We start from the raw sequence: 19281 nt of genomic DNA, 5'->3' as shown, positions 1-19281 counted from the left end.
TCCCGCCGCTCATGCAGCGTTCATTGTGTTGCATCGACCGGTTGAATCCGCCGAGTGATTGCGGACGCAAGCTTGATCTTCCAACATCGCACGCGCTAGGCGGGCAGAAACTATCGCTTACGATTGATCTCGATGAGTCTGTCACTGCTCGTTTTATGAAGCGCATGAACGACGCATCACGAGACCGTGTCCAGCGTGCGCGTCCCACATTACGGCAGTTTCTCGCCTATCTGCGCGCGGAGGCCATTGTGTGTTCGCCCACATTGGGCGGCCAGTCCGCGATTGCGCACATTTATCGCCGATACCTGGACCATCTGAGGCAGGATCGTGGACTCGCGAACAACTCTCTGCTCGTCTACGGCCCGTTCATTCGCGACTTTCTCGACAGCCACTCGGCCGGCGACGGAAGTTTATTGCCAGATGCATTTGACGCGGTAACGATCCGGAATCATCTTCTTGCCCGCAGCAAAGGTCGATCGGCGGAGTACACGCGGCTGATGGCAGTTGCGCTTCGCTCGTTCTGCCATTTCCTCTTTCTGCGTGGCGATACGGCCCGAGACCTGTATGAGTCAGTGCCCTCAGTTCGTAAGTGGCGACAGTCGACTGTGCCGACGTTCCTCACGCCTGAGCAGCAAGAAGCTCTCATTGCATCTGCAGACCGGTCGACTCCGACTGGGCGCCGTGACTATGCAATCCTGCTGTTGTTGGCGCGGCTCGGCTTACGTGCCGGAGAAATCGTCGCAATCGAGCTCGACGACATTCACTGGCGTTCGGGGGAGCTCGTCGTTCATGGCAAGGGGCAAATGGTCGAGCACGTCCCGCTGCCATCGGAGGTTGGAGAAGCAATCGCCACATACCTCCGCGATGGTCGCGGAGCGAGTGCGTCGCGGCGCGTCTTCCTTCGCAGATTGGCACCTCGGGTTGGTTTGGCGGGGCCGGGGTCGATTGGCAAGATTGTTTGTCAGGCCTTCGCACGTGCCGGTTTCCGCCCCGCGTGCCGGGGCGCCGCACATCTGTTCCGTCACGGTCTGGCGACGACGATGATTCGCCACGGAGCCTCGATGGCAGAAATAGCCGAGGTCTTGCGGCACCGCTCACCGGAAAGTACCGCGATCTATGCAAAAGTCGCGTTTGAGGACCTGCGCGAGGTCGCGCGCTCGTGGCCCACGGCTGGAGGTTCAATATGACTGCGATCCGCGATTCTCTCGCTCGGTACGTGGCGGTCCGCCGCGCTCTCGGGGCGTCATTCTACGAACCTGCATTGGCACTCGGCCATTTCGTTGATCTTCTGGAACATGAAGATGCTGAGTTCATTACTACCGATCTGGCTCTGCGCTGGGCGATGACGTCCACACTCGTCGAACGCGCCACTTGGGGGCGGCGCCTCTCTCAAGTGAGAGGATTCGCCAGATGGCTGAACGTCATTGACGGTCGAAACCAGATTCCTCCGGCAGGGCTCCTGAGTGCCCGCAGACGGCGCAATGCCCCGCATATTTACACCGAGCAGGAAATTGATTTGCTCATGACCCGAGCCGCTCAACTGCGATCCCGAACCGGCATGCGAGCACTGTGCTATTCGACGCTCATAGGGCTACTTGTGGCGACGGGCCTCAGGCCAGGCGAAGCGTTTCGACTCGACCGGTCCGACGTTGACCTCGTCAGCGGAATACTCTACATCCGGGAATCGAAGTTCGGCAAATCGCGCTTTGTTCCTGTAGCAGAGTCGACCCGGGTGGCACTCGAACACTACGTTCAGAAACGCGATCAACTCTGTCCTTTACGATTGAGCGAGGCGTTCCTGGTTAGTGAGCGTGGCAAGCGACTGAAGGCCGGCACTGCACGAAGCATGTTCGTCAGAATGTCGCGCGCTGTCGGACTGCGATCGGCGACAGAGGACGGGCGCGATGGTTACGGCCCACGCCTTCAGGACTTCAGGCATAGCTTCGCGACTGGACGGCTGGTCGAGTGGTATCGTGCCGGTCTCGACGTAAGTCGGGAATTGCCGAAACTTGCCGCCTACCTCGGGCATGTCAACGTCGGTCTTACGTACTGGTACATCGAAGCGGTTCCTGAGCTGCTCGAACTCGCGGCAGCCTATCTCGACAAGAACTGTCCAGGAGAACGGCCGTGAGCGCCGCCAGTCTCCCATCCCTCGTTCAGCGTTTTTTTAGCCAGCGCCTGCTCGAGCAACAAGGTCTGAGTTCGCATACGGTGGCAAGTTACCGTGACACGTTCCGGCTGCTTCTAGCGTTTGCCACGAAACGCATCGGGCGCACGCCGTCAAAGCTGCGAATCGAGGACTTCGACGTGTCGTTGATCGAGGAATTCCTGCAGCACCTCGAACACGGCAGAGGCAATTCGGTGCGGACACGCAACACACGACTTGCTGCCGTGCATGCCTTCTTCCGGTTCGTCGCGGTCAGCGAGCCTGCATTGTTTCTGCAGTGTCAGCGTGTTCTTGCAATTCCATCTAAGCGCTGCGAGCACGGCCCTGTTGAGTTTCTGACAGAGAACGAGGCTGCCGCTCTGGTAGGGGCGCCTGACGTACGAACGTGGATTGGCAACCGCGACCGAACGCTGCTTCTTGTAGCGGTTCAAACAGGTCTGCGCAACAGCGAATTGACCGCACTCCGACGCCAGGATGTGATGCTCGGCACAGGCGCCCACGTCCGTTGCCTTGGCAAAGGCAGGAAGACGAGATGCACTCCGCTGCGACCGGATGTCGTTGCCGTCCTGAAACAATGGCTGTTGTATCAACCGGGCGAACCAGGTGATCCAGTCTTCCCCAGTTCGCGCGGTGGTCATCTCAGTGCCGATGCTCTTCAGCGACTCGTGTCGCGCAACGCCGTAGTCGCGCGTCTCTCGTGCCCCTCGCTGAAGAAAAAATCCATAACGCCTCACACGCTTCGGCACACGGCCGCGATGAGCCTGATGCATCACGGCGTCGACCTAACCGTGATTGCGCTCTGGCTCGGTCACGAGTCCTCCGAGACGACTCAGATCTACTTGCACGCCGACATGCAACTCAAGGAGCGCGCGCTCGCGCACGCCACGGCGAGCGGCGTCGCGCCGACACGCTACAAACCTCCAGATCCGTTGCTCGCCTTCCTGGAGGCTCTCTGATAATGCCGACAATCCGAGCGACCGGGAACAGAGATCCGCACAACCGTTGTGTGCGTGGATTCCTGACGCGGCATAATCGGGGAGTCGGCATAACTGGGTCGAAAACCAAATACGTCCGTGGGCTATCGGGAGGGCTTATGCGCACTTCGGGATTATGCCAGGTAAGTGTGGCGAGCCGGACAGCAGGCGGAGCTCGCCACGTAGGATTCCACATAATCAAAGGGCCTCCAGAAACTTTAGAAGCGTGTCTGGCGGCCGGTAGCGGGATCGATGCGTCTTCAGTGGGGCAATCGCTGCCAGGGCACGCTCCTTCATGGCGAGATCTGCTTCAACGTAACCGTGCGTTGTCGAAGGACTCTCATGTCCGAGCCAGAGTGCAATGACCGTGATATCGACGCCGGACTGCAACAGGTGCATTGCGGTCGTATGTCGAAGCGTATGCGGCGAGATCGATCGCCCGATCAACGACGGACAGCGTGTCGCGGCTGCGTTTGCCGCGACGGCAATCCGCTCCGCAGCGTTCGAGCGCGTCATCGATCTTCCCCAGCGGTTAGGTAGCAAAGGTTGTTCGGCGCGCAGGCCTGCATATTCGATCCAGCGCCGAAGTTCGACAGCCGTATCCTTCCATATCGGTACTGTCCGTTGCTTGCGCCCTTTCCCGTGTAAGCGCACGCTCGGAGTGACATCGAACTCAAGATCGCTGACATGGATGCCAGTCAGTTCTGAGACCCGAGCACCGGTGTTGTAGAGCACTTTGAGGAGTGCCCTGTCACGCCTGCCATACCAGGTGTCTCTATCAGGGGCATCCAGGAGCGCCTTTGCCTCGTCACGGGTGAGGAATCCCAGCATTGGCTTGTCGGAGCGCTTCATCGGGATGGCCAGAATACGCTGTGCGATAAAGAGAGCCTGCGGGCACTGGGACGCCATATACTGCGCAAACCCGCGTATTGCGGCGAGCCTCGCGTTACGACTTCGTACTGAGTTGTGGCGCTCCACTTCGAGGTAGGCGAGGAATCCAACTACGAGGTCTGCGTCGATGTCGAGCAACGTAAGTTGTGCAGCTGATTTGCGGCATTGTTCTTCGGCGTAGCCGAGCAGAAGACGGAATGCATCGCGATATGCCGCGACGGTTCCCGGGCTCGCAGCCTGTTGTTGCATCAGACGCTCGGTAAAGAAGCGCTGGACCAAAGCGGCGAATTCGGCAGGTCGAGCCAACAGGGTATTGTTCATGCTGGAACCCCTTCGGCGTAGCGTTGGAAGCGTTCGCCCGCGATGTTCATCAGTTCAGGGATGCCAGTAAAGTACCAATAGGTATCGACTACCTTGGCGTGTCCTACATAGATCGACAATGCTGACAGACATCTCCCTATGTCCTCCTCTTCTCGGTAGAAGCGCAACGCGCTGCGCACGATGAAGGTATGTCGTAGATCATGCAGACGATGACGACGGTAGTCTCCGCGAGGTTTCCAGCCGAGCTGCCTCTCACATATTGCGTGCAACGTGTACAACATCTGGCGTTGGGTTACCGGCTGACCGCCTTCTCTCCGAAGAAGCGATCCGAACATCGATCAGGGACAAATCGGTCCCGGAAGTTGGCATACTCCCGCAACTGCCTGGTGACTGTATCGTGCATGGCGACATAGCGATGCTGATGACATTTGGAGTTGCGGACGTTAAGAACACCAGCATCGAGATCGACGTCCGCAACAGTCAGGTGAATCGCTTCGGAGATCCGCAATCCTGTCGTCAACAGCAAGCCGAACAACGCGCAACACGTTGCCGGGCGCAAACCTCCAGGTGGCCCAAGCAGGCTGGCTTCGGCCAGCAACGTTCGAATCTCCTGCTCAGTAAAGATATGTGGCACCAGCCGACGGTGTCCGCGACCTAGCAAATTCCTCGGTGGGATGACCGTTGTGGGATCTGAACGCATCTGGAACTTGGCGAAGCCGCGCAGTGTTTCGATACGGCGAGCCCAGCCAATCAAGGAGGCACGCTTCGAATCGCGAGCCCAGTCCGCCGCGAGATCCAGAGTCAGATGCTCTGCGCGACGCCGATCGGCGAAGCGGGCGAAGGATTCGAGCTGCCTGCCATCAATTGCTAGTTCGAAGCCGAAGCTGCGTCGATACGCAAGATATGCCGCCACACGGGCGGCCCAACCGCCGGTGATGTTCATGCCGTGCTCCCCGGCCATGACAGGGCAACCTCGCGCAGGCGTTCAAGATCCACACGAGCGTAGACGCGGGCCGTGTCCAAGCTCCGGTGCCGTAGCAGATCAGCGATCTCCTTGATCGAGACGTTCGCCCTCTGCAGACGAGTGGCGGTTGACCTCCGCAGCACATGCGTATTGCAGAACTGATCGTCCAGGTTGCAGCGTGCGAACGCCCGATTCATAGCGCTGCGAATCGCCGCGACGCTTAACGGAACGCCGAACGGCGCCCGGTGGCGTACAAATATAAATCGACTGTCGGTTGGCGGCCGCCCCCCTCGCAGGTATCGAGCTAAAGCAGCACCCGCTTGTTCAGGCAACGGCATACGTTGCGCACGGTGGCTCTTGGTGTGCTGTAAGGTCACGATGCCACGTCGCCAGTCTATTGCGTCAAGTGTCAGGCGGGTGGCCTCGTCTCCGCGCAGGCCAAGATCAAGAATGCAGCGAGCAATGGCATAGTCGCGCATGCCGGACGGGATGTTGAGATCAAAGGCCTGCAGGAAATGCTCGAGCTGGATATCCGAGAGTACCTTCGGCGGTTTCCGGTTTGGCCAGTTGGCGATCACCGGCAAAGTCAAAACAGCAAGGCGAGTATCGTCACCTTGCAACGCACGGAATCTCAGATAGCTTCGCAGACTAGTACAGACGAGTCCGAGTGAGCTGGGTTTCCAGTGTTGTCCGGCAAGGCTGGTCAGAAACGAGTCGACGGCCGGCGTAGTCAGATTGATGGACGCAGCGAACCCATCTGGCGTGCGGCTAGCGAAAAATGCTTCGAGGTGCCGAGCACGATAGACGCACGTCGAAGGAGCAAGGCCGCACGTGTCGCGCAAATACTCATGGAAGTTGTGCAACTCGTCTGCCAGCAGCCCTGGCGCGATCGCGGGCACGACATCCGCGTAAAGTGGCAATGCCAAAAGATGATGCAGCGCTGCGCGTGTCTCCGACACAACGGATCGGCGGGGTTCAGGGCAACGACAAACTCGAAGGTGATGCCGGACAAAGTGTTCGACAAGCGCCCCATCAACGTCGGAAGCAGATAGCCGCTGGCTCCTCATCCAATAACTGAAATGAGCCAGACATCGGAGATATGCTCCGATAGTACCTTGAGCATAACGTAGCCGTTCCAGCTCACCAATGTACGAATCGATGAACTGGCTCAGCGGCCCGTATATCAACCAGTCTCGGCGAGCGAGACGTTTCAGGCATGCATCGGTGGACATGATGGTCTCCGCAGGCGGGTTCGCGGAACTTCATCAGACCACAGATTATTATGCTGAGTTAGAACCCCTCGGCGCTGCTCTCTAGACGCCTTGGAGCTCGGCGGAGACTCGCGGGACGGATTGTTCTCCCCATAATCCTGAAGTGCGCATAACGTCGATTATGCTGATCTCACGTGTTGCCTCACGGGATGATGTTACTCCCGGGTAATTGTCAGTCTCTGGTTGTTTTGCGATGACGGCTGGCGCTGCGTAGCGGCGCCAGCCGTCATCGCGTCGGCATCGCCGAGTATCCGCGTCACCAGTTCTCTGGCACGGTTCGATCGCCATGCCTTCACGCGGCGCTGCAAGGTGCGCAGCTGCGCGCCGGAATACATGGTGGGAGCCATTGAAGTGAGACGCTCATGGAGCTTTTGCGCGGTAATGCCGGGCTCCGCTTCGAGCCACTGCTGTATCTTCGGCCAGGTATGCTCGAACGGATCTTCCCGGGTACGCCAGTCATGGGGGACGCGCGCTTTTCGATGATGCGTCGGCCGGACCTCTCCGGCCTGCCACGCCGTTCCAAGACTCACCAGGAAATCCGCGAGTGGAACTTGACCGGATGGCTTTGTCTCTGTCGGCGCCGCTCCGGAAGCACTGCATTCGGCGACACGCTGCTGGGCCTCGCGCATTCGACGTAAGAGATCCAGTGGGTCGAGCGCTCTGAACTGGGCGCGCAGTCTGCGTTTGGTTGCCTCTGACACCGAAGCAGAACGCAGCACGCGCTCGAGCGGCGTCAAGGGCGCCTCATAGCGCTTTGTCACCTTCGCGCCGTGACGGGTCTTCGATTTCAGCTTGAATGACGGCTGGAAGAAGTTGATGTACAGCCGCGACACCTCGTAGAGGGAAGCAAGGGTTGCCGTGGCTTCGAGGCCGCGTAACCTGCCATAGCCAACGAGGCGACGCACGATGGCGCCATTCTTTTGCTCGACCCACGCCTGATCGTTTTTCTTGTAGGCACGTGAGCGCGTCAGTTCGATACCCGTTGCCTTGCAGAAGTCAAGCATGGCCGCGTTCATGAAGGCAGTATCGTTATCGCAATCCAGACCACGCAGCGGAAACGGCAAGGCACGGCTAACACGCTCGATGTGCTCGAGAACGAACGCCCCGCTGCGATACGGCATGGTCAGGCATTCGGTCCAGCCGGTCGCGATATCTGTCATCACGAAGCTGTGCACGAAGTCGCCGTCGATCTTGGTGCCACCACAATGCTCGACGAAATCGACCTCGAGATAGCCGGGCAACGGATCGTTCCAGTCAGAGAACGTGCGGATCGGCACCGCACGGCGAATCGCATTGCCGATTCCTCCGGCGCGCCGGCGCTGGCCGGAGAAGGCCTGCTCGCGCACGTCGCGCAGCAGCCGGTCAATGGTAGCGGCGCTGATCTGCTCAAGCCGTTGGCGCACGTCCTTCGATAGCGACAGGTGACCATGCCGTGTCATCGAGTGGATCAGCGTCGGGATCAGCGCCTTCAGCCGCTTGCCGCAGATCCGGTCGGCAGCCTCCCACAGCGTGATCAGCGCCGCACGCACTTCGTCGTCGTAACGTCGCTGCGGACCTGGCTTCGTCCTTTGCGGCTGCGGATCCCGGCACAGCACCCGGATCGCATGCTTCCGGTGATAGCCCGTCAGTTCAATGAATTCGTCCAGGATCTGGCGTTTCTCCGTCCGGTCAGAACGTCGATACCGCTCGCCAACCGCATCAGTCAATTCCCGTCGTGTTGTCATGCTGAGCCGCCTCGTCATAAGTCGTCCCCGCCAGCATTCTGACGGGTAACAAATTACATGAGGCAACAGGTACCGCTTGGTAGCAAAAATCTTGAGTCAATGCGTCTCAGCATAATCGACGGAACTGGCTGTTTGCCGGTTCGCTTCGAGCCGGGCAGCGAGCCGCAGCCATCATGAGTCTGCTACGTTCAGCGCAACTGAATGGGCACGAACCACATGCCTATCTGAAGGACGTCCTGACGCGACTGCCAACCCACAAGGCCAGCGATATCTCAACATTGCTGCCTCATCGCTGGCAGCCGGCGGATCCTATCCGCTAGATCAATTCGTCAAGACGGGTTTGCCGGCCGCTTACGGAAGAAGCTCGTCGAGCAGGGCAATGCTCAGCGTCTCACCATGGGATAGCGAGAGAAGCGGGGAAGCTGGCGAGCGCAAATCACTTGTCTCCTGCAGTGACAGGCTGATCGACGTACCGACCAATGGTGCAATGCGCAGCCGCCGCTTCGCGTATGCCTCGATTTTCGCGAAACCAATCTCAGGTCTTTCGTGATGGCCCATGTCGGAACGGAAACGTGCCGGGTATCTGCCTAAAGGACTGCTCTCTACTCGTTGAAATCCGGTTCATACAGCTCGCGGCGAACGCTTTCTTCGGCTTCACTGACGGCGGATTCCAGGTCGTCGTCGGTATGAAGACCGAAAAACTCCGATGCTGAAAAAGTGCTGGTTGCAGTGAAAGCGTTTGCCAGGTTGCAGGCAGCGAGCTTCGAAAAGCCTGAAATTCGCAGTCCACAGGCAATGCACTCGAAATGCGAGGGAATGTGCGCCTGGGTCTGCTCAATCTCATCGCCTGTGACCTTTGTATTTACCGGGCCCGTCGCCGTGCCCGTTAGCAAAGCCGTTGACCCACATGCCGGGCACGCCACGCGGTGCCCATTGTGTCTTGTGGCCCATGCCGAGGCCTGGTTAATGAGGTTTTCGCGTTCATCGGCGGATTTCGCACTCCAAACCTTCTGATACGCCGCTATGTCGCTACGGACCGAGTCCGCGGCCTGGTCAGTGAGGGAATCTATCAACCGACGGACGTGTTCGGGGTCCTTGTAAAAATCTTCAATTTTCTCTCCCGCATGCCCCAAAAACACCTCGGATGCCTGATAGAAGCGAGGCAGCCAGGTCGAAGAACCGTATCCGATAAACGCGAGTTCGCCGGAATGCAACTCCGCATTGCGTTTGTTGAAGTGAGCCGTGCAGAAGTTGGTGATCTCCTGCGTCACGTTCGGTTTAAGTTCGCTGAGTCGCGAAAGCACTTCCTTTATGCCGATGGAACCGGGCACGAATTTCTTATGTGGGCGTTTGGCCCAATGCATAAGAGAGGTTTCGCCAATCTCTCTCTTCGGCGAGCAACACGGGTGAAACGCTTGCGAGGGCCGCGCGGGCAAGCATCTCCAGGCAAATCGTGGATTCAAGTGCGTAGTCCGGAGTGGTGACCTCCGATCTGTCCATTCTTTCCGCGTACAGTCGAGCCTTTGCGAGCAACGCGCCAACTGACCAGGGGTGCGATTCAACCTGCGTGGTCATGAAGTGAGTCCAAGTAAATGCGGTCAATGCAACGGCCTTCGGACTCCGGGGTCACATTGCCCCGGCCGTGCAGAGTACGCCAGTTATCGATCAGTAATGTGTCCGCGGGATGCTCCAGGATCAGTTCGAGGCGCATATTCCTGAACTCCGCCGAGTTTATCGCTTTGGCGCAGGCTTTTGCGCTGTCATTGATGGGCTGGATGAACAACGGGTCCCACCGAATGCTGGATGGAGTTTCTTTGCACACCTTCATCGGAAACGGCACGATCGTGCGGCTCGCCTGTCTCGAAGCAAAAATCGCCGAGCCGAGTAGCAACGGGTCCAACAAGCTCAATGAGCCGGCTTGACTATATATATGCGTCGCAACCTGGTTTCCGCCGCTCCGGACCCTCAACATCAGGTAACGCGGGGGCACGATCCAGTGCGCCAGATCTGTATGCGGAGGATACTCGCCAAAACCGAAGTGCCCGTAATATCTGTTGGGCGCCAGATGATTTCGCGGCTTTGGCCTGAGCTGGTGCACCGCTGAATCTGTCAGACCCGCGAACAGTCGGTGATCCGTGACTTCCCCTAAGGTTCTCGCCACGTCTTCGGTAGAGGTGCCCCGCATCCATTCCCGAAGAAAGACGAAGCCTTCTCCCTCCAGCCCGGCGCGGATCTCAACTGTTTTCATTCGCGTGGGTTGAGGCGAGGGTGCGTGTTCGAATCAGGCCGTGAAAGAAGGGCGCACCCAGTCTCGCGGGATGCCAAAGGAAGGGACGCGCTGCGCCCGATAACGCTCAGGAAACGGCGACCTTCACCCAACCGGCTTTCTTGACCCGCTTCCGGCGCTCGTCGGACTCATTGATAGCATGGTCGATCTTGGCCTCAAGATTGTGGGCCCCGTGCTCGACCGCCAACTCCTTGAATCGCTTCGTACGCGTCGACTCACGCAGAGGGCTCTGCGCCGACGCCTTCCTGATGATCTTCCTGATGATTACCTTGCTCATGACGTTCCGGTACTCCGTTGAACCGCCTCGTAGACGCGGTAGTCTTCCACAAACGCTACCACGCTCTCTCCAAGGTCGGCAAGAAAACTTTCGAACTCGTCAGTCGAATCGGACGATCGCACCCTAATATCAGTTTCGATCACGACCACCAGCGGCTGTTCGTGCTTGCGTGACCCCGGGCTTCGCTCTTCATCCGCGTGGGAGACGGGAAGAAGAATGACGTGGTGATCGGTGTTCCAGGCTTCGTCTCGAGGGGCGGTATACCATCCCGGGTCGAGATTCTCCCATGCTCCGTCGAGGATCTCCGGATCGATGTCCGGTCCGCGAACATTAGCGTACCCGAAGTGATATGGGGTCGAAAGTTGCCATTCCCGCGGCGCCTGCACCGCGAACGCCACCTTGAATTGCGCGGGCTCAGACGGATCATTTTCCCACCATACGCGGTCTTCCGCCTGCAGCAGCGCGACCGCGGTTTCCGCAATCTGCCTGCAGCCACTCCGGAGAATGGTCGGGAGTTCGGTCAGCTGCTTGTCGAGCACGTCGGCTACCGCGTCACGCGCCTTATCCACGGCCTCGCACAGATCCCGCAGCTTCGCATCGAAATCAAAAAGGTCCAGGCTGCAGCTGATCGGCACATGCACCATCCTGTCAACCGCTCGCGTATGGATCTCCATCGATCCGGCGATGATCGAGGACATCAATGCGCCGGCCCAGTGCCCGCCGCGCCCGTCGTGGCGGTGATCGGGCTGGATGGAGAAGGCAATCGTCGGCAGATCGCCTGCCGCCGCCCGTTCCCGGTCGAGTGTCCAGACCGGCAGATTTGACGTGACACCACCATCCAGAAAAGCACGGCGCGCCACATCGGCCCGAACGCCTGAACTTCGCTGGCAGAAGAACGACCATGGCCGGAACACCACCGGCAGGCAGATCGACGCAGCGACCGCGTCGGCAACCACCACGTCGGGCGTCCGTTCATAGGAGAACACTTCCACGCACTGGTCCGTCACGTTGGTCGCGACGACCTTCAGGGGCATGCCGGAAAACGCGCGCAGCTGCCGGAAGGTGACGTCCGCTTCGTGGCGCCCCCGCGACTTCACTGCAATCGCATGGTCGACGAAGTCCCGCACGCGCTGCACGGAACTCACCCCGCGTGACATGGCGACGTAGGCGCCTCCACCTATGAGGAGCAACAGTACGCCCACAGCCATACCAGTGAATGGACGCCACATTTCGAGCGCGCCGAGCAGAACCACCAGCATTGCGAGTACCGCTGGTGTCCATTTCAGACGGGGGACGACCAGCCTCAGGACCCGGATGAACGCCCAGCCCTTGCGGGAAAACAGGTCCGTTGGCCCACGAAGCCTGAACCTCGCACCCAGGGACGCGATGATATTGGAGCGGGTCGCGGTGTCCAGCATTTCCTTGCTCGAGTAACCGGCTGCCGAGAGCGCGGCGATCATCGCACCGGCCGAGGTGCCCGCGACGCCCTTAATACGGATTCCCAGTTCCTCGACGGCCGCGAGTGCGCCGACGTGCACGATGCCTTTTGCGCCACCGCCCTGAAAAACCACAAAGGCCGGTTCCGGCGTGTCGTGAACACCGGAGCTGTCGGCAAATGTCGTGTCGTCGTTTGTGTGCATCGGTCGTGATTTCGTGAGCCGCGGTTTGGGGAAATTCTATCATCCCGCCGCATCCAATCCTGATAATCGTTATTATCAGGATTGCGTTTAATGGCCTAAAATGGGGTAGGGCGGCCCGAATGCCGGGGTTTGCCCATTTTTTGACACAACGAGACCAAGAAAATGACCAAAAAAGAACAACATCCGGACAGCCCCGTGATGAAACAGATCAAGACGGCCGCCCAGCACGCCGGCGCCATACTCGATGCCGACGTCGGTCTGGCGAACCGGAACGTGCCAGTTACCAGCGCGCTGCGCCAGCCAGGGGGCCGCACGATGTTTCTCGACGTGCCGTTGCGTGCGGTGGTGGCACTCGGGCACCGGAATTTCGCGCCGGGGGCGACAACCTGGCGGAGCCTGCTCGCCGGGCTGAATGGCAAGACCTGGGATGACCGCGTCATCGGCTACTTCGAGTCGGAGATCGGCCTCCAGGAATTTCCGCCGCCGGACGCCAACGGTCCGCTCGAGCTGGAGGCCGTGGGCGGCATGGTGGCAGCGGTGAACGGCATGCATCGCCTCACGGCCGCGATCTGCTGGCTCGCCGCGAAGCACGGTGAGGATGCCGTGTTGCGCAAGGTGCAGGTCTATGTCAGCGACGCGTGGCCAGAGCTGACTCGCCGGGTCGTCGACGAGACGGCCCGCGGGCACGTCGTCCAGATCGGACTGGACTACGATCGTCGCGAGCGGTGGCTGCGTGTGGAGAGGAACGGACGGGTCGAGGTCCTCGGCCTCGAAGGCGATACAAGGAAAGCGTTTCCCGATACGCGCGGCGGCATCGAACGCGGGCTTGATCGGGTTCGCGGCATCAAATGGGGAGACCGCGGGATCTGGAAGCGGGTGGAGTGGCGCACTGTCACACCGCACATGGCGGCCGCACTCGATGACGATGGCTGGCTGAAAACGCAGCTCGCCCAACCTCTCTACGAAGCCATTCCAGCCTGACCGGTCATGGCCAATCACCAGCAAACCGTCAGTCGCCAACGGGCCTACACGCGCAACGACTTCGCGGCGCTGCGCGCGTTCGTGCAGCGCGTGCCGGCCGCCACAATCGCGAGGCTCTATTTCAGTGAAGACGAAGACGGCAACGAGCCGACACCCGGCTGGGTGGAGTCCTACCTGCGACGCATGCAGGCTGACCTGGTTGATCTGGCCATCGAGCACGGTTCGTCCGTGCTCGCCGACCACCTGAAAAGCTCGGCGCGCGCTCATGGCAGCGCGCGACTGACGGCGGTCACCCTCAGGATGGTCGAGCAGGCTGCGACGCTTGCGGTCGCCCGGCCCAGTGCCGGGCACGGCGTTGGCATGTGGTTCCGCCCACTGGTCAGCGAACACCTGAAACGGCAAGGCATCCTGACGCTTGGCGATCTCGTCGACTTCTGCAACCGGCGAGGGGGCAGCTGGTGGCGGGCAGTCCGCCGCATCGGGCCCGGTCGCGCACGTCATATCGTGGCATGGCTTCGTCAGAATGAGAGCAGCATCGGACGGACCGTCGCCGCCGATGTCGACGAGCGGCCGCCCTTCGCAGCGGCCGACTCCGCCATTGTCGAGATCGGTGGCCCGCACCGCGTGCTGGTGCCGATTGAGCGCATGGCCCTGCGCGAAGAACTGTCGGGTGCGCGTGGCCAGAACCGCGCCCTGACCTTTTCGCAGATACGCGCGCGCAACGATCTCGAGGCAATCCGCGCGTGGCTCTACCTTTACGAAGACCAGCCAAAGACCCTGCGGGTCTACACCCGCGAGGTCGAGCGGTTTCTTCTGTGGGCAGTCTGTGTGCGTGGGCGGGCACTGAGCGATCTGATGGTTGAGGACTGTCAGGCCTACAAGGATTTCCTGAAAGCGCCCTCGCCTGCCTTCGTTGGACCGCGTGCGAGTCGCTCAAGTGGCCGGTGGCGCCCATTCGCGTCGGCAGAGATGCTGCCGGAAAGCCAGAAATACGCGGTTCGTACGCTACGTTCGGCGCTGGAATGGCTGGTTGACGTACGCTATCTGGCGAGCAATCCGTGGAAAGCGGTCAAGGACCCGGTGGTGGTCGAGCGCGAGCACGACATGAAAATCGAACGCGCCCTGTCCGCGAGCCTGTGGGAGCGAATGCGCTATTACATCGACGCACAATGCGAACCCGCTTCGGCGAGCTACTGGCGCACGGTACGCGTCGCGCTGCTGCTCAGTGGCGACTCGGGACTCCGTCGCGAAGAATTGACGGTCTCCCGGCGCGAAGCGCTCTCCCCAACCACCTGGGGCGAGAACGAGGCGCCGGTCTGGCAGCTGCAAGTGCTGGGCAAGCGCAGGAAGATCCGGACTGTTCCCGTCAGCCCGGCTGCAATCGACGCGCTGCGCGGCCACTGGCGCGATCGCGGTATCGACTTTGACAGCGCGACGGAAGGCCCACTAATCAAGCCCGGGTTCATTCCTCCTACGCCCCATGCACAGGACAAGCACGCGACCGGAAAGGATCTGTCCTACTCGCCCGATAGCATCAACAGGATGATGCGCTGGGCGATGAAGCGGCTGGTCGCCGGCATGCCGGACCTTTCCACCGAAGACATGAAGCAGCTGGCCGCGACCACACCGCACGCGTTCCGGCACACCTTCGGCACCCAGGCCGCCGCCAATGATGTGCCGCTCGATGTCGTTCAACGCATCCTCGGCCACCGGTCGCTGCAGACCACGACGATCTACGTCCAGGCGGAGAAGCACCGGATGATGCGCGAGGCGGCAGCCTATTTTGGAAAGACGAAGGAATGAGGTCCTTGCAACGGTGCTGACAATGTTCCGGGCGCTGACAGACTGTACGCGCACTCGCCATCGTCTTGAACCTCGAAAGCGCCCGAGATTCTGTGGGCGCGACTCCTTTTGTTTTTCTTTCTTGCGGGCGGACGACAGGTACAAAACCACTACGCAGCCGGCAGCCGTGCCTTTCGCCACGGAGCTGAAGGCTATCGAAGTTCGTAGATTTCGACGTTCTCTCCGCTATCGTTGACGCACGCGAAGACGTTCCCAACGATTACCCCAAGCTTTTCCAATCCCGCGGCTTCGGGCCCATGTGGCACAAGTTGTCTTGCGCCACGTTTCGGGAATTTGAGCCAACTGCATTTCAATCCGCCGATTGGGCAAACCGCCACTGACAATGGCCGTGAAGGATTTCGCACATCATAAACTACAGCATGACGGCCGCTCACGACGACAATCACCGGAAGGTCTCCGTAGCGTGCGGCGCGCAACTTCATGGGGCGTTCAAGATTCCTCAGTGTCGATGCGAGTCTCAAGGGAGTCTGTCTTGCCTCAACGCTGCGCGTGAGCGCTGCAGTTTGCTGACCGGACGCCGAACGATGAATCGACACGTCGAGCCCTTGAGGCGTCTGCGGCGTTACCGCCCATGCGTAGGCACGACCAAACGCGTCAGCCACGCCGACAAAGAGCTTCTGCTGGCCACGGGTGCTCAATACCACCTCGTCTTTTTCAGCGAGGCCAGCGACGTACACCTCCCAAAAGCGGAGTCCTTCCTCGTCGGGCGCGGGATCAGGAATCCATTTTGGATCGAGGCGGCCGTCGCGAAAGAAGTCATTTACCAGTTGAATGCAACTAACGACACGATACGCATGTTCAAACTCCAGTTGATGGCGAGCGTCTTCCGTCAAGGTGGTGGGGATCCCAAACGATACGACCCTTGCCCCACCAGTCGTCTTGATAAGTATTTGGCACGGGTATGGAGCGGGCCTCGCCAAATATGACGGCTTAAGTACAGAGCAATCGACGCGCACCGTGGCGATGAACTCTGATAATGGAGCCGTAGCCTTCTCGATCGTGACAGGAAACTGATTATCGGGATCATAGAGGACTCTTGCTTCGCACACTTCCAGTGGTCCAGAGCCATCGTTATTGAGGCCTAGGTATCCCTGCTGATTAATTCCAAATCCGGTGCGGCACGATCCCCTCACCGCCCACTCGAACGGCATCAGCGTTGCTGACAGGGCAGCCGGTATTACAGGCCAAGCAGGTTTCGTCGAGCCCAGAAGATGGAGCCCATCTGGGTGAGAAGCGACCTGCTCTACACTCAGATGCCCCAATAACTCGTTCCCCAAGAATAGGTTCTGCTCGCGCTCATACGTAGAATCGCCAATTTTCGTCCACCCATCATTGGGTGCGGACGGAACGGATGGGTTCAGTTCGACACCCAAGAAGTCCAAAACCGATCCGACGATTCCCTCCACGTTCGCGTCGGCCGAAAAGGAGAGCCGCAAAGTTAGAACGTCCGATTCCTCCACGAGAAAGTCGCTATTGGCGTGAAGTGTGACATCAACGTCCGAGCCAAATGGTCCCGCGCCATTCAGCACTCCGCTTTGCATTGCGTTCACGCTATGACCGTCTCCTGCCCATGCCGCCGCGGAGCCTTGAGAGGAAAATCCTCCTACGTTTTTCGAGGCAGCATTTAGGTATCCGAGTGCAATCGGCTCTAGGAGCCTATGGTCGACAAATAGTCCCCACTGCTTGCCATCCAACAGACCCGTAGCGCCGCCGGTAAAGAAAGTGGTCCATGCATCGAGGGTATCGGGATCTGTACCGTTCTCAAGTCGGATTGAGAGAACGGAGCCTGATTCGTCCGTGGTGATCCCGGCATTGACGTATTGAAGGCCGGACAATTCGAGCGATCCAAGACCGCTGAGGTCTAAAGGTATGTCGTATGAGAACTTGGACAAGGCCGCGTCGATCTGTTGCCCCGCATCAGGAATCAGCACCCCAAGATCCCCGATATCTGCGGGCGGGAAATACTCGGCGTGAAATTGCGGGTGCCCGGATATGAGAACCATAGTCAGGATGAAATTAACCGCAACTGCGGGATTCACCAGGGCGGTCGCCGATGGCGGTGTAGGCGCTGCGCCATTAGCCTGGAGGTCGCTGATAGAAGTGAAGTGAAGTACGATCTCTTGCGTGACCTTCACCGCATAGGCATTTATAAAGTGTGGCGGGCCATACTCGTGCCCCGTCACTTCGGCGGTACGCGGCGTTCGACCAAGTGTGGTTTTGTCAGTAACTTCGAGGTGATCCAGAAGCCAAGTTTCGCCTTGGAGCGTCGCCTCCTTGGTGAAGCAAAGTGCTTGGCTTCGGAGGACGTTTCGGATGCCACCCGAGACCTCATGCGTCGTCATCTGGATTTCGATGATCATAGCTATTCCGCATCTTTGCTTTGGCGCGTCGGCGCCCCACGGAGTTGCTCTAAAGCTTCAGTCGCTTTCAAGTCTTTGTACGTATCGAATTCAGCCTCGAGTTGTTCCATGATGGTTCTGAAGCCTGCGTTTTGCGATGCTTCGCGAAAGCGCGAAAACAACGATTTGCACGCGCGGAATTGCTTGGACGTTAGACTCGGATTTTGACTTTTTGAACCGGCCTGTCCTCTTTGCGTCCCCTCGTCTTTTTGCGCCAGCTTCACGATTGCAGCGACGTAGGGATGAATGGCTAACCACGTCGTCGCCGCATCATGGACCAACTGCATATCTTCTGTTGCAACTTGATACAGGTGGTTGAGATTGTTATCGTAGATCTCTCGGAGTTCGCGACCACGAGGTGTCGGCATGAGGACTAGATCCCGAAAATCGACAGTCGTACGGTATGTAGCAGCAAGCTTCAGCATTCCACTGGTAATTCGATGGGCTAGGTTAAGCCGCAACTCCGCGGATAATGGTTGAAGTTCGTCTGCGTTCGATGGTCGAGGTTGCTCCCCGTCAAACGAGATGCAGCTTATGGCCCTCGTACTAATGCTTGTGACGGAGCCAACATCAAGTAACGAATCTGTCAAACATCGAAGCAGTACGTTTCGCACGAAGCAGGCTCTAACAACGACGCCATTTGGGCCAACCACTGGGTCGTCCATGCATGCCCCGCTGTACATCTTGTCGCACTCCGCGCATTCGCCCACAGCTATAACGGTTCCGTCTGGCAATCTGCAGGATGGCATTTTTCTTTCCTCTCAAATTGACGATGCGGTGTAAATTCGAGCGAGCTTGGCGGTGCAATAAGCGAATGGCGAGAGAATTACTTGCTTACAAGACTCAAAGATCGAAGCACAGCATAGATCAGCGTAGTGTAAGTAAAGGCAGTTTCAAGAGATTTTTTGAAGTCTTGATTGTTGGTAAATGAACGTTGGAAGTGAGAGGTCTTATCGCTTCCGTCCCGCAGTTCGCAACTTCATTCCCTGTCGCCCCGCCGTTGCCCGGTAGCCTTGAACAATGCTCGTTTCGGTTTTTGCGAAGTGGTCGTTGAATTGTTGTAGTTGGTGATTTGATCAATCGCTCCGGGGCTCGTGTTGAAAGTGGCATTGGGGCCGTTGATGGTGATGGACGGTGTGGAGTCGGCTGCATGGAACATCCCGACAACTGGAGGAACCACCGCGACTGCTGCTGTGATCGCACCGGCAATCTTCAAAGCGATGCTGAGCTTCATGGAGCGCCTCTCGTCAGAAAAGGCGGCGTCAACACGGCGTACTCTGGTTCTTTCCCCCGTCAGTCCTTCGGTTAGTCCACCGCCTTACCTAACGGCCGCACACCCATTTGGCAATTTGCTAGGCCTGCGCCTGGTGTTCGTCGTCGTCCGACTTCCGCATGGCGTTGGCTCGCGCTCTACGCGTCTTCGCCCTCTTTTCTTCTGCATCGACAATTTCGGTCGGAGCCCCCATCCACTTTAGAAGCGTGTGCGACAACCCATGCTTCAGTGCATAGCCGACACCATCGG

General features: G+C 59.0%; 18 protein-coding genes and 1 pseudogene. 6 read left to right on the top strand and 13 right to left on the bottom strand.

The features are described 5' to 3' along the window. Positions 1-11: 11 nt before the first annotated feature. Genes QFZ94_RS32760 through QFZ94_RS32750 form a run of 3 tightly spaced genes read left to right on the top strand, consistent with a single transcriptional unit; the run spans position 12 to position 3123 of the window. Positions 12-1187, top strand: a complete 1176-nt coding sequence (locus tag QFZ94_RS32760) for a site-specific integrase (RefSeq protein WP_429462080.1) — start codon at positions 12-14, stop codon at positions 1185-1187. Beyond that, entirely contained in the window at positions 1184-2131 is a 948-nt protein-coding gene (locus QFZ94_RS32755; RefSeq protein ID WP_429462078.1) for a tyrosine-type recombinase/integrase, read from the top strand. Before QFZ94_RS32760 ends, QFZ94_RS32755 begins: the two co-directional genes overlap by 4 nt. Continuing rightward, entirely contained in the window at positions 2128-3123 is a 996-nt protein-coding gene (locus tag QFZ94_RS32750; RefSeq protein WP_429462076.1) for a tyrosine-type recombinase/integrase, read from the top strand. The genes QFZ94_RS32755 and QFZ94_RS32750 overlap by 4 nt, the downstream gene beginning before the upstream one ends. Positions 3124-3339: 216 nt before the next feature. Here the strand turns inward: QFZ94_RS32750 and QFZ94_RS32745 are convergent, their stop codons facing one another. The 5 genes from QFZ94_RS32745 to QFZ94_RS32725 all read right to left on the bottom strand — a co-directional run bounded on the left by QFZ94_RS32745 (position 3340) and on the right by QFZ94_RS32725 (position 8330). Further along, the gene (locus QFZ94_RS32745; protein ID WP_429457820.1) at positions 3340-4353 is read right to left on the bottom strand and encodes a tyrosine-type recombinase/integrase; all 1014 of its coding nucleotides are present in this window, start codon (positions 4351-4353) and stop codon (positions 3340-3342) included. After that, on the bottom strand, positions 4350-4532 hold the full coding sequence (locus QFZ94_RS32740) for a hypothetical protein (RefSeq protein WP_429457818.1): 183 nt from the start codon (positions 4530-4532) through the stop codon (positions 4350-4352). The genes QFZ94_RS32745 and QFZ94_RS32740 overlap by 4 nt, the downstream gene beginning before the upstream one ends. A 113-nt stretch (positions 4533-4645) precedes the next feature. Then, complete coding sequence (locus QFZ94_RS32735) at positions 4646-5296, bottom strand: tyrosine-type recombinase/integrase (RefSeq protein ID WP_429457816.1); 651 nt, start codon at positions 5294-5296, stop codon at positions 4646-4648. Beyond that, the gene (locus tag QFZ94_RS32730) at positions 5293-6549 is read right to left on the bottom strand and encodes a site-specific integrase (protein ID WP_429457814.1); all 1257 of its coding nucleotides are present in this window, start codon (positions 6547-6549) and stop codon (positions 5293-5295) included. The genes QFZ94_RS32735 and QFZ94_RS32730 overlap by 4 nt, the downstream gene beginning before the upstream one ends. Before the next feature lie 194 nt (positions 6550-6743). Continuing rightward, a complete protein-coding gene (locus QFZ94_RS32725) occupies positions 6744-8330 on the bottom strand; it encodes an integrase catalytic domain-containing protein (RefSeq protein ID WP_429462074.1) in 1587 nt (528 codons plus the stop codon). A 98-nt stretch (positions 8331-8428) separates the two neighbouring features. Here QFZ94_RS32725 and QFZ94_RS32720 point away from each other — a divergent pair. Beyond that, positions 8429-8632, top strand: a pseudogene (locus tag QFZ94_RS32720) (transposase domain-containing protein); the annotation flags it as partial. 31 nt (positions 8633-8663) lie between these two features. Here QFZ94_RS32720 and QFZ94_RS32715 read toward each other — a convergent pair. The 5 genes from QFZ94_RS32715 to QFZ94_RS32695 all read right to left on the bottom strand — a co-directional run bounded on the left by QFZ94_RS32715 (position 8664) and on the right by QFZ94_RS32695 (position 12516). Beyond that, the gene (locus QFZ94_RS32715) at positions 8664-8870 is read right to left on the bottom strand and encodes a hypothetical protein (RefSeq protein WP_429462072.1); all 207 of its coding nucleotides are present in this window, start codon (positions 8868-8870) and stop codon (positions 8664-8666) included. A 44-nt stretch (positions 8871-8914) separates the two neighbouring features. After that, on the bottom strand, positions 8915-9643 hold the full coding sequence (locus tag QFZ94_RS32710; protein ID WP_429462070.1) for a hypothetical protein: 729 nt from the start codon (positions 9641-9643) through the stop codon (positions 8915-8917). Positions 9644-9870: 227 nt separating this feature from the next. Further along, positions 9871-10560 carry a hypothetical protein gene (locus QFZ94_RS32705; protein ID WP_429462068.1) on the bottom strand — a complete coding sequence of 230 codons (690 nt, stop codon included), beginning with the start codon at positions 10558-10560 and terminating at the stop codon, positions 9871-9873. A 106-nt stretch (positions 10561-10666) separates the two neighbouring features. Next, entirely contained in the window at positions 10667-10876 is a 210-nt protein-coding gene (locus QFZ94_RS32700) for a hypothetical protein (RefSeq protein ID WP_429462066.1), read from the bottom strand. Beyond that, the gene (locus tag QFZ94_RS32695; protein WP_429462064.1) at positions 10873-12516 is read right to left on the bottom strand and encodes a patatin-like phospholipase family protein; all 1644 of its coding nucleotides are present in this window, start codon (positions 12514-12516) and stop codon (positions 10873-10875) included. Before QFZ94_RS32695 ends, QFZ94_RS32700 begins: the two co-directional genes overlap by 4 nt. 162 nt (positions 12517-12678) lie before the next feature. Between QFZ94_RS32695 and QFZ94_RS32690 the strand changes: the two genes are divergently transcribed. Together QFZ94_RS32690 and QFZ94_RS32685 are read left to right on the top strand one after the other, a co-directional pair. Beyond that, positions 12679-13497, top strand: a complete 819-nt coding sequence (locus QFZ94_RS32690; RefSeq protein WP_429462062.1) for a hypothetical protein — start codon at positions 12679-12681, stop codon at positions 13495-13497. 6 nt (positions 13498-13503) lie between these two features. Continuing rightward, positions 13504-15300 carry a phage integrase family protein gene (locus QFZ94_RS32685; RefSeq protein WP_429462059.1) on the top strand — a complete coding sequence of 599 codons (1797 nt, stop codon included), beginning with the start codon at positions 13504-13506 and terminating at the stop codon, positions 15298-15300. 191 nt (positions 15301-15491) lie between these two features. Here the strand turns inward: QFZ94_RS32685 and QFZ94_RS32680 are convergent, their stop codons facing one another. From QFZ94_RS32680 to QFZ94_RS32670, 3 genes are all read right to left on the bottom strand, one after another. Next, entirely contained in the window at positions 15492-17720 is a 2229-nt protein-coding gene (locus QFZ94_RS32680; protein WP_429462057.1) for a hypothetical protein, read from the bottom strand. A gap of 2 nt (positions 17721-17722) precedes the next feature. Further along, a complete protein-coding gene (locus QFZ94_RS32675) occupies positions 17723-18127 on the bottom strand; it encodes a hypothetical protein (protein WP_429462055.1) in 405 nt (134 codons plus the stop codon). Positions 18128-18738: 611 nt separating this feature from the next. Beyond that, positions 18739-18993: a hypothetical protein gene (locus QFZ94_RS32670; RefSeq protein ID WP_429462053.1), complete on the bottom strand. Its 255-nt coding sequence runs from the start codon at positions 18991-18993 to the stop codon at positions 18739-18741. Positions 18994-19281: the final 288 nt, after the last annotated feature.

This window comes from Paraburkholderia sp. JPY465 (assembly GCF_050436725.1).
Taxonomy (GTDB): Bacteria; Pseudomonadota; Gammaproteobacteria; order Burkholderiales; family Burkholderiaceae; genus Paraburkholderia; species Paraburkholderia youngii.
This window is presented reverse-complemented; position numbering and strand designations above follow the sequence as displayed.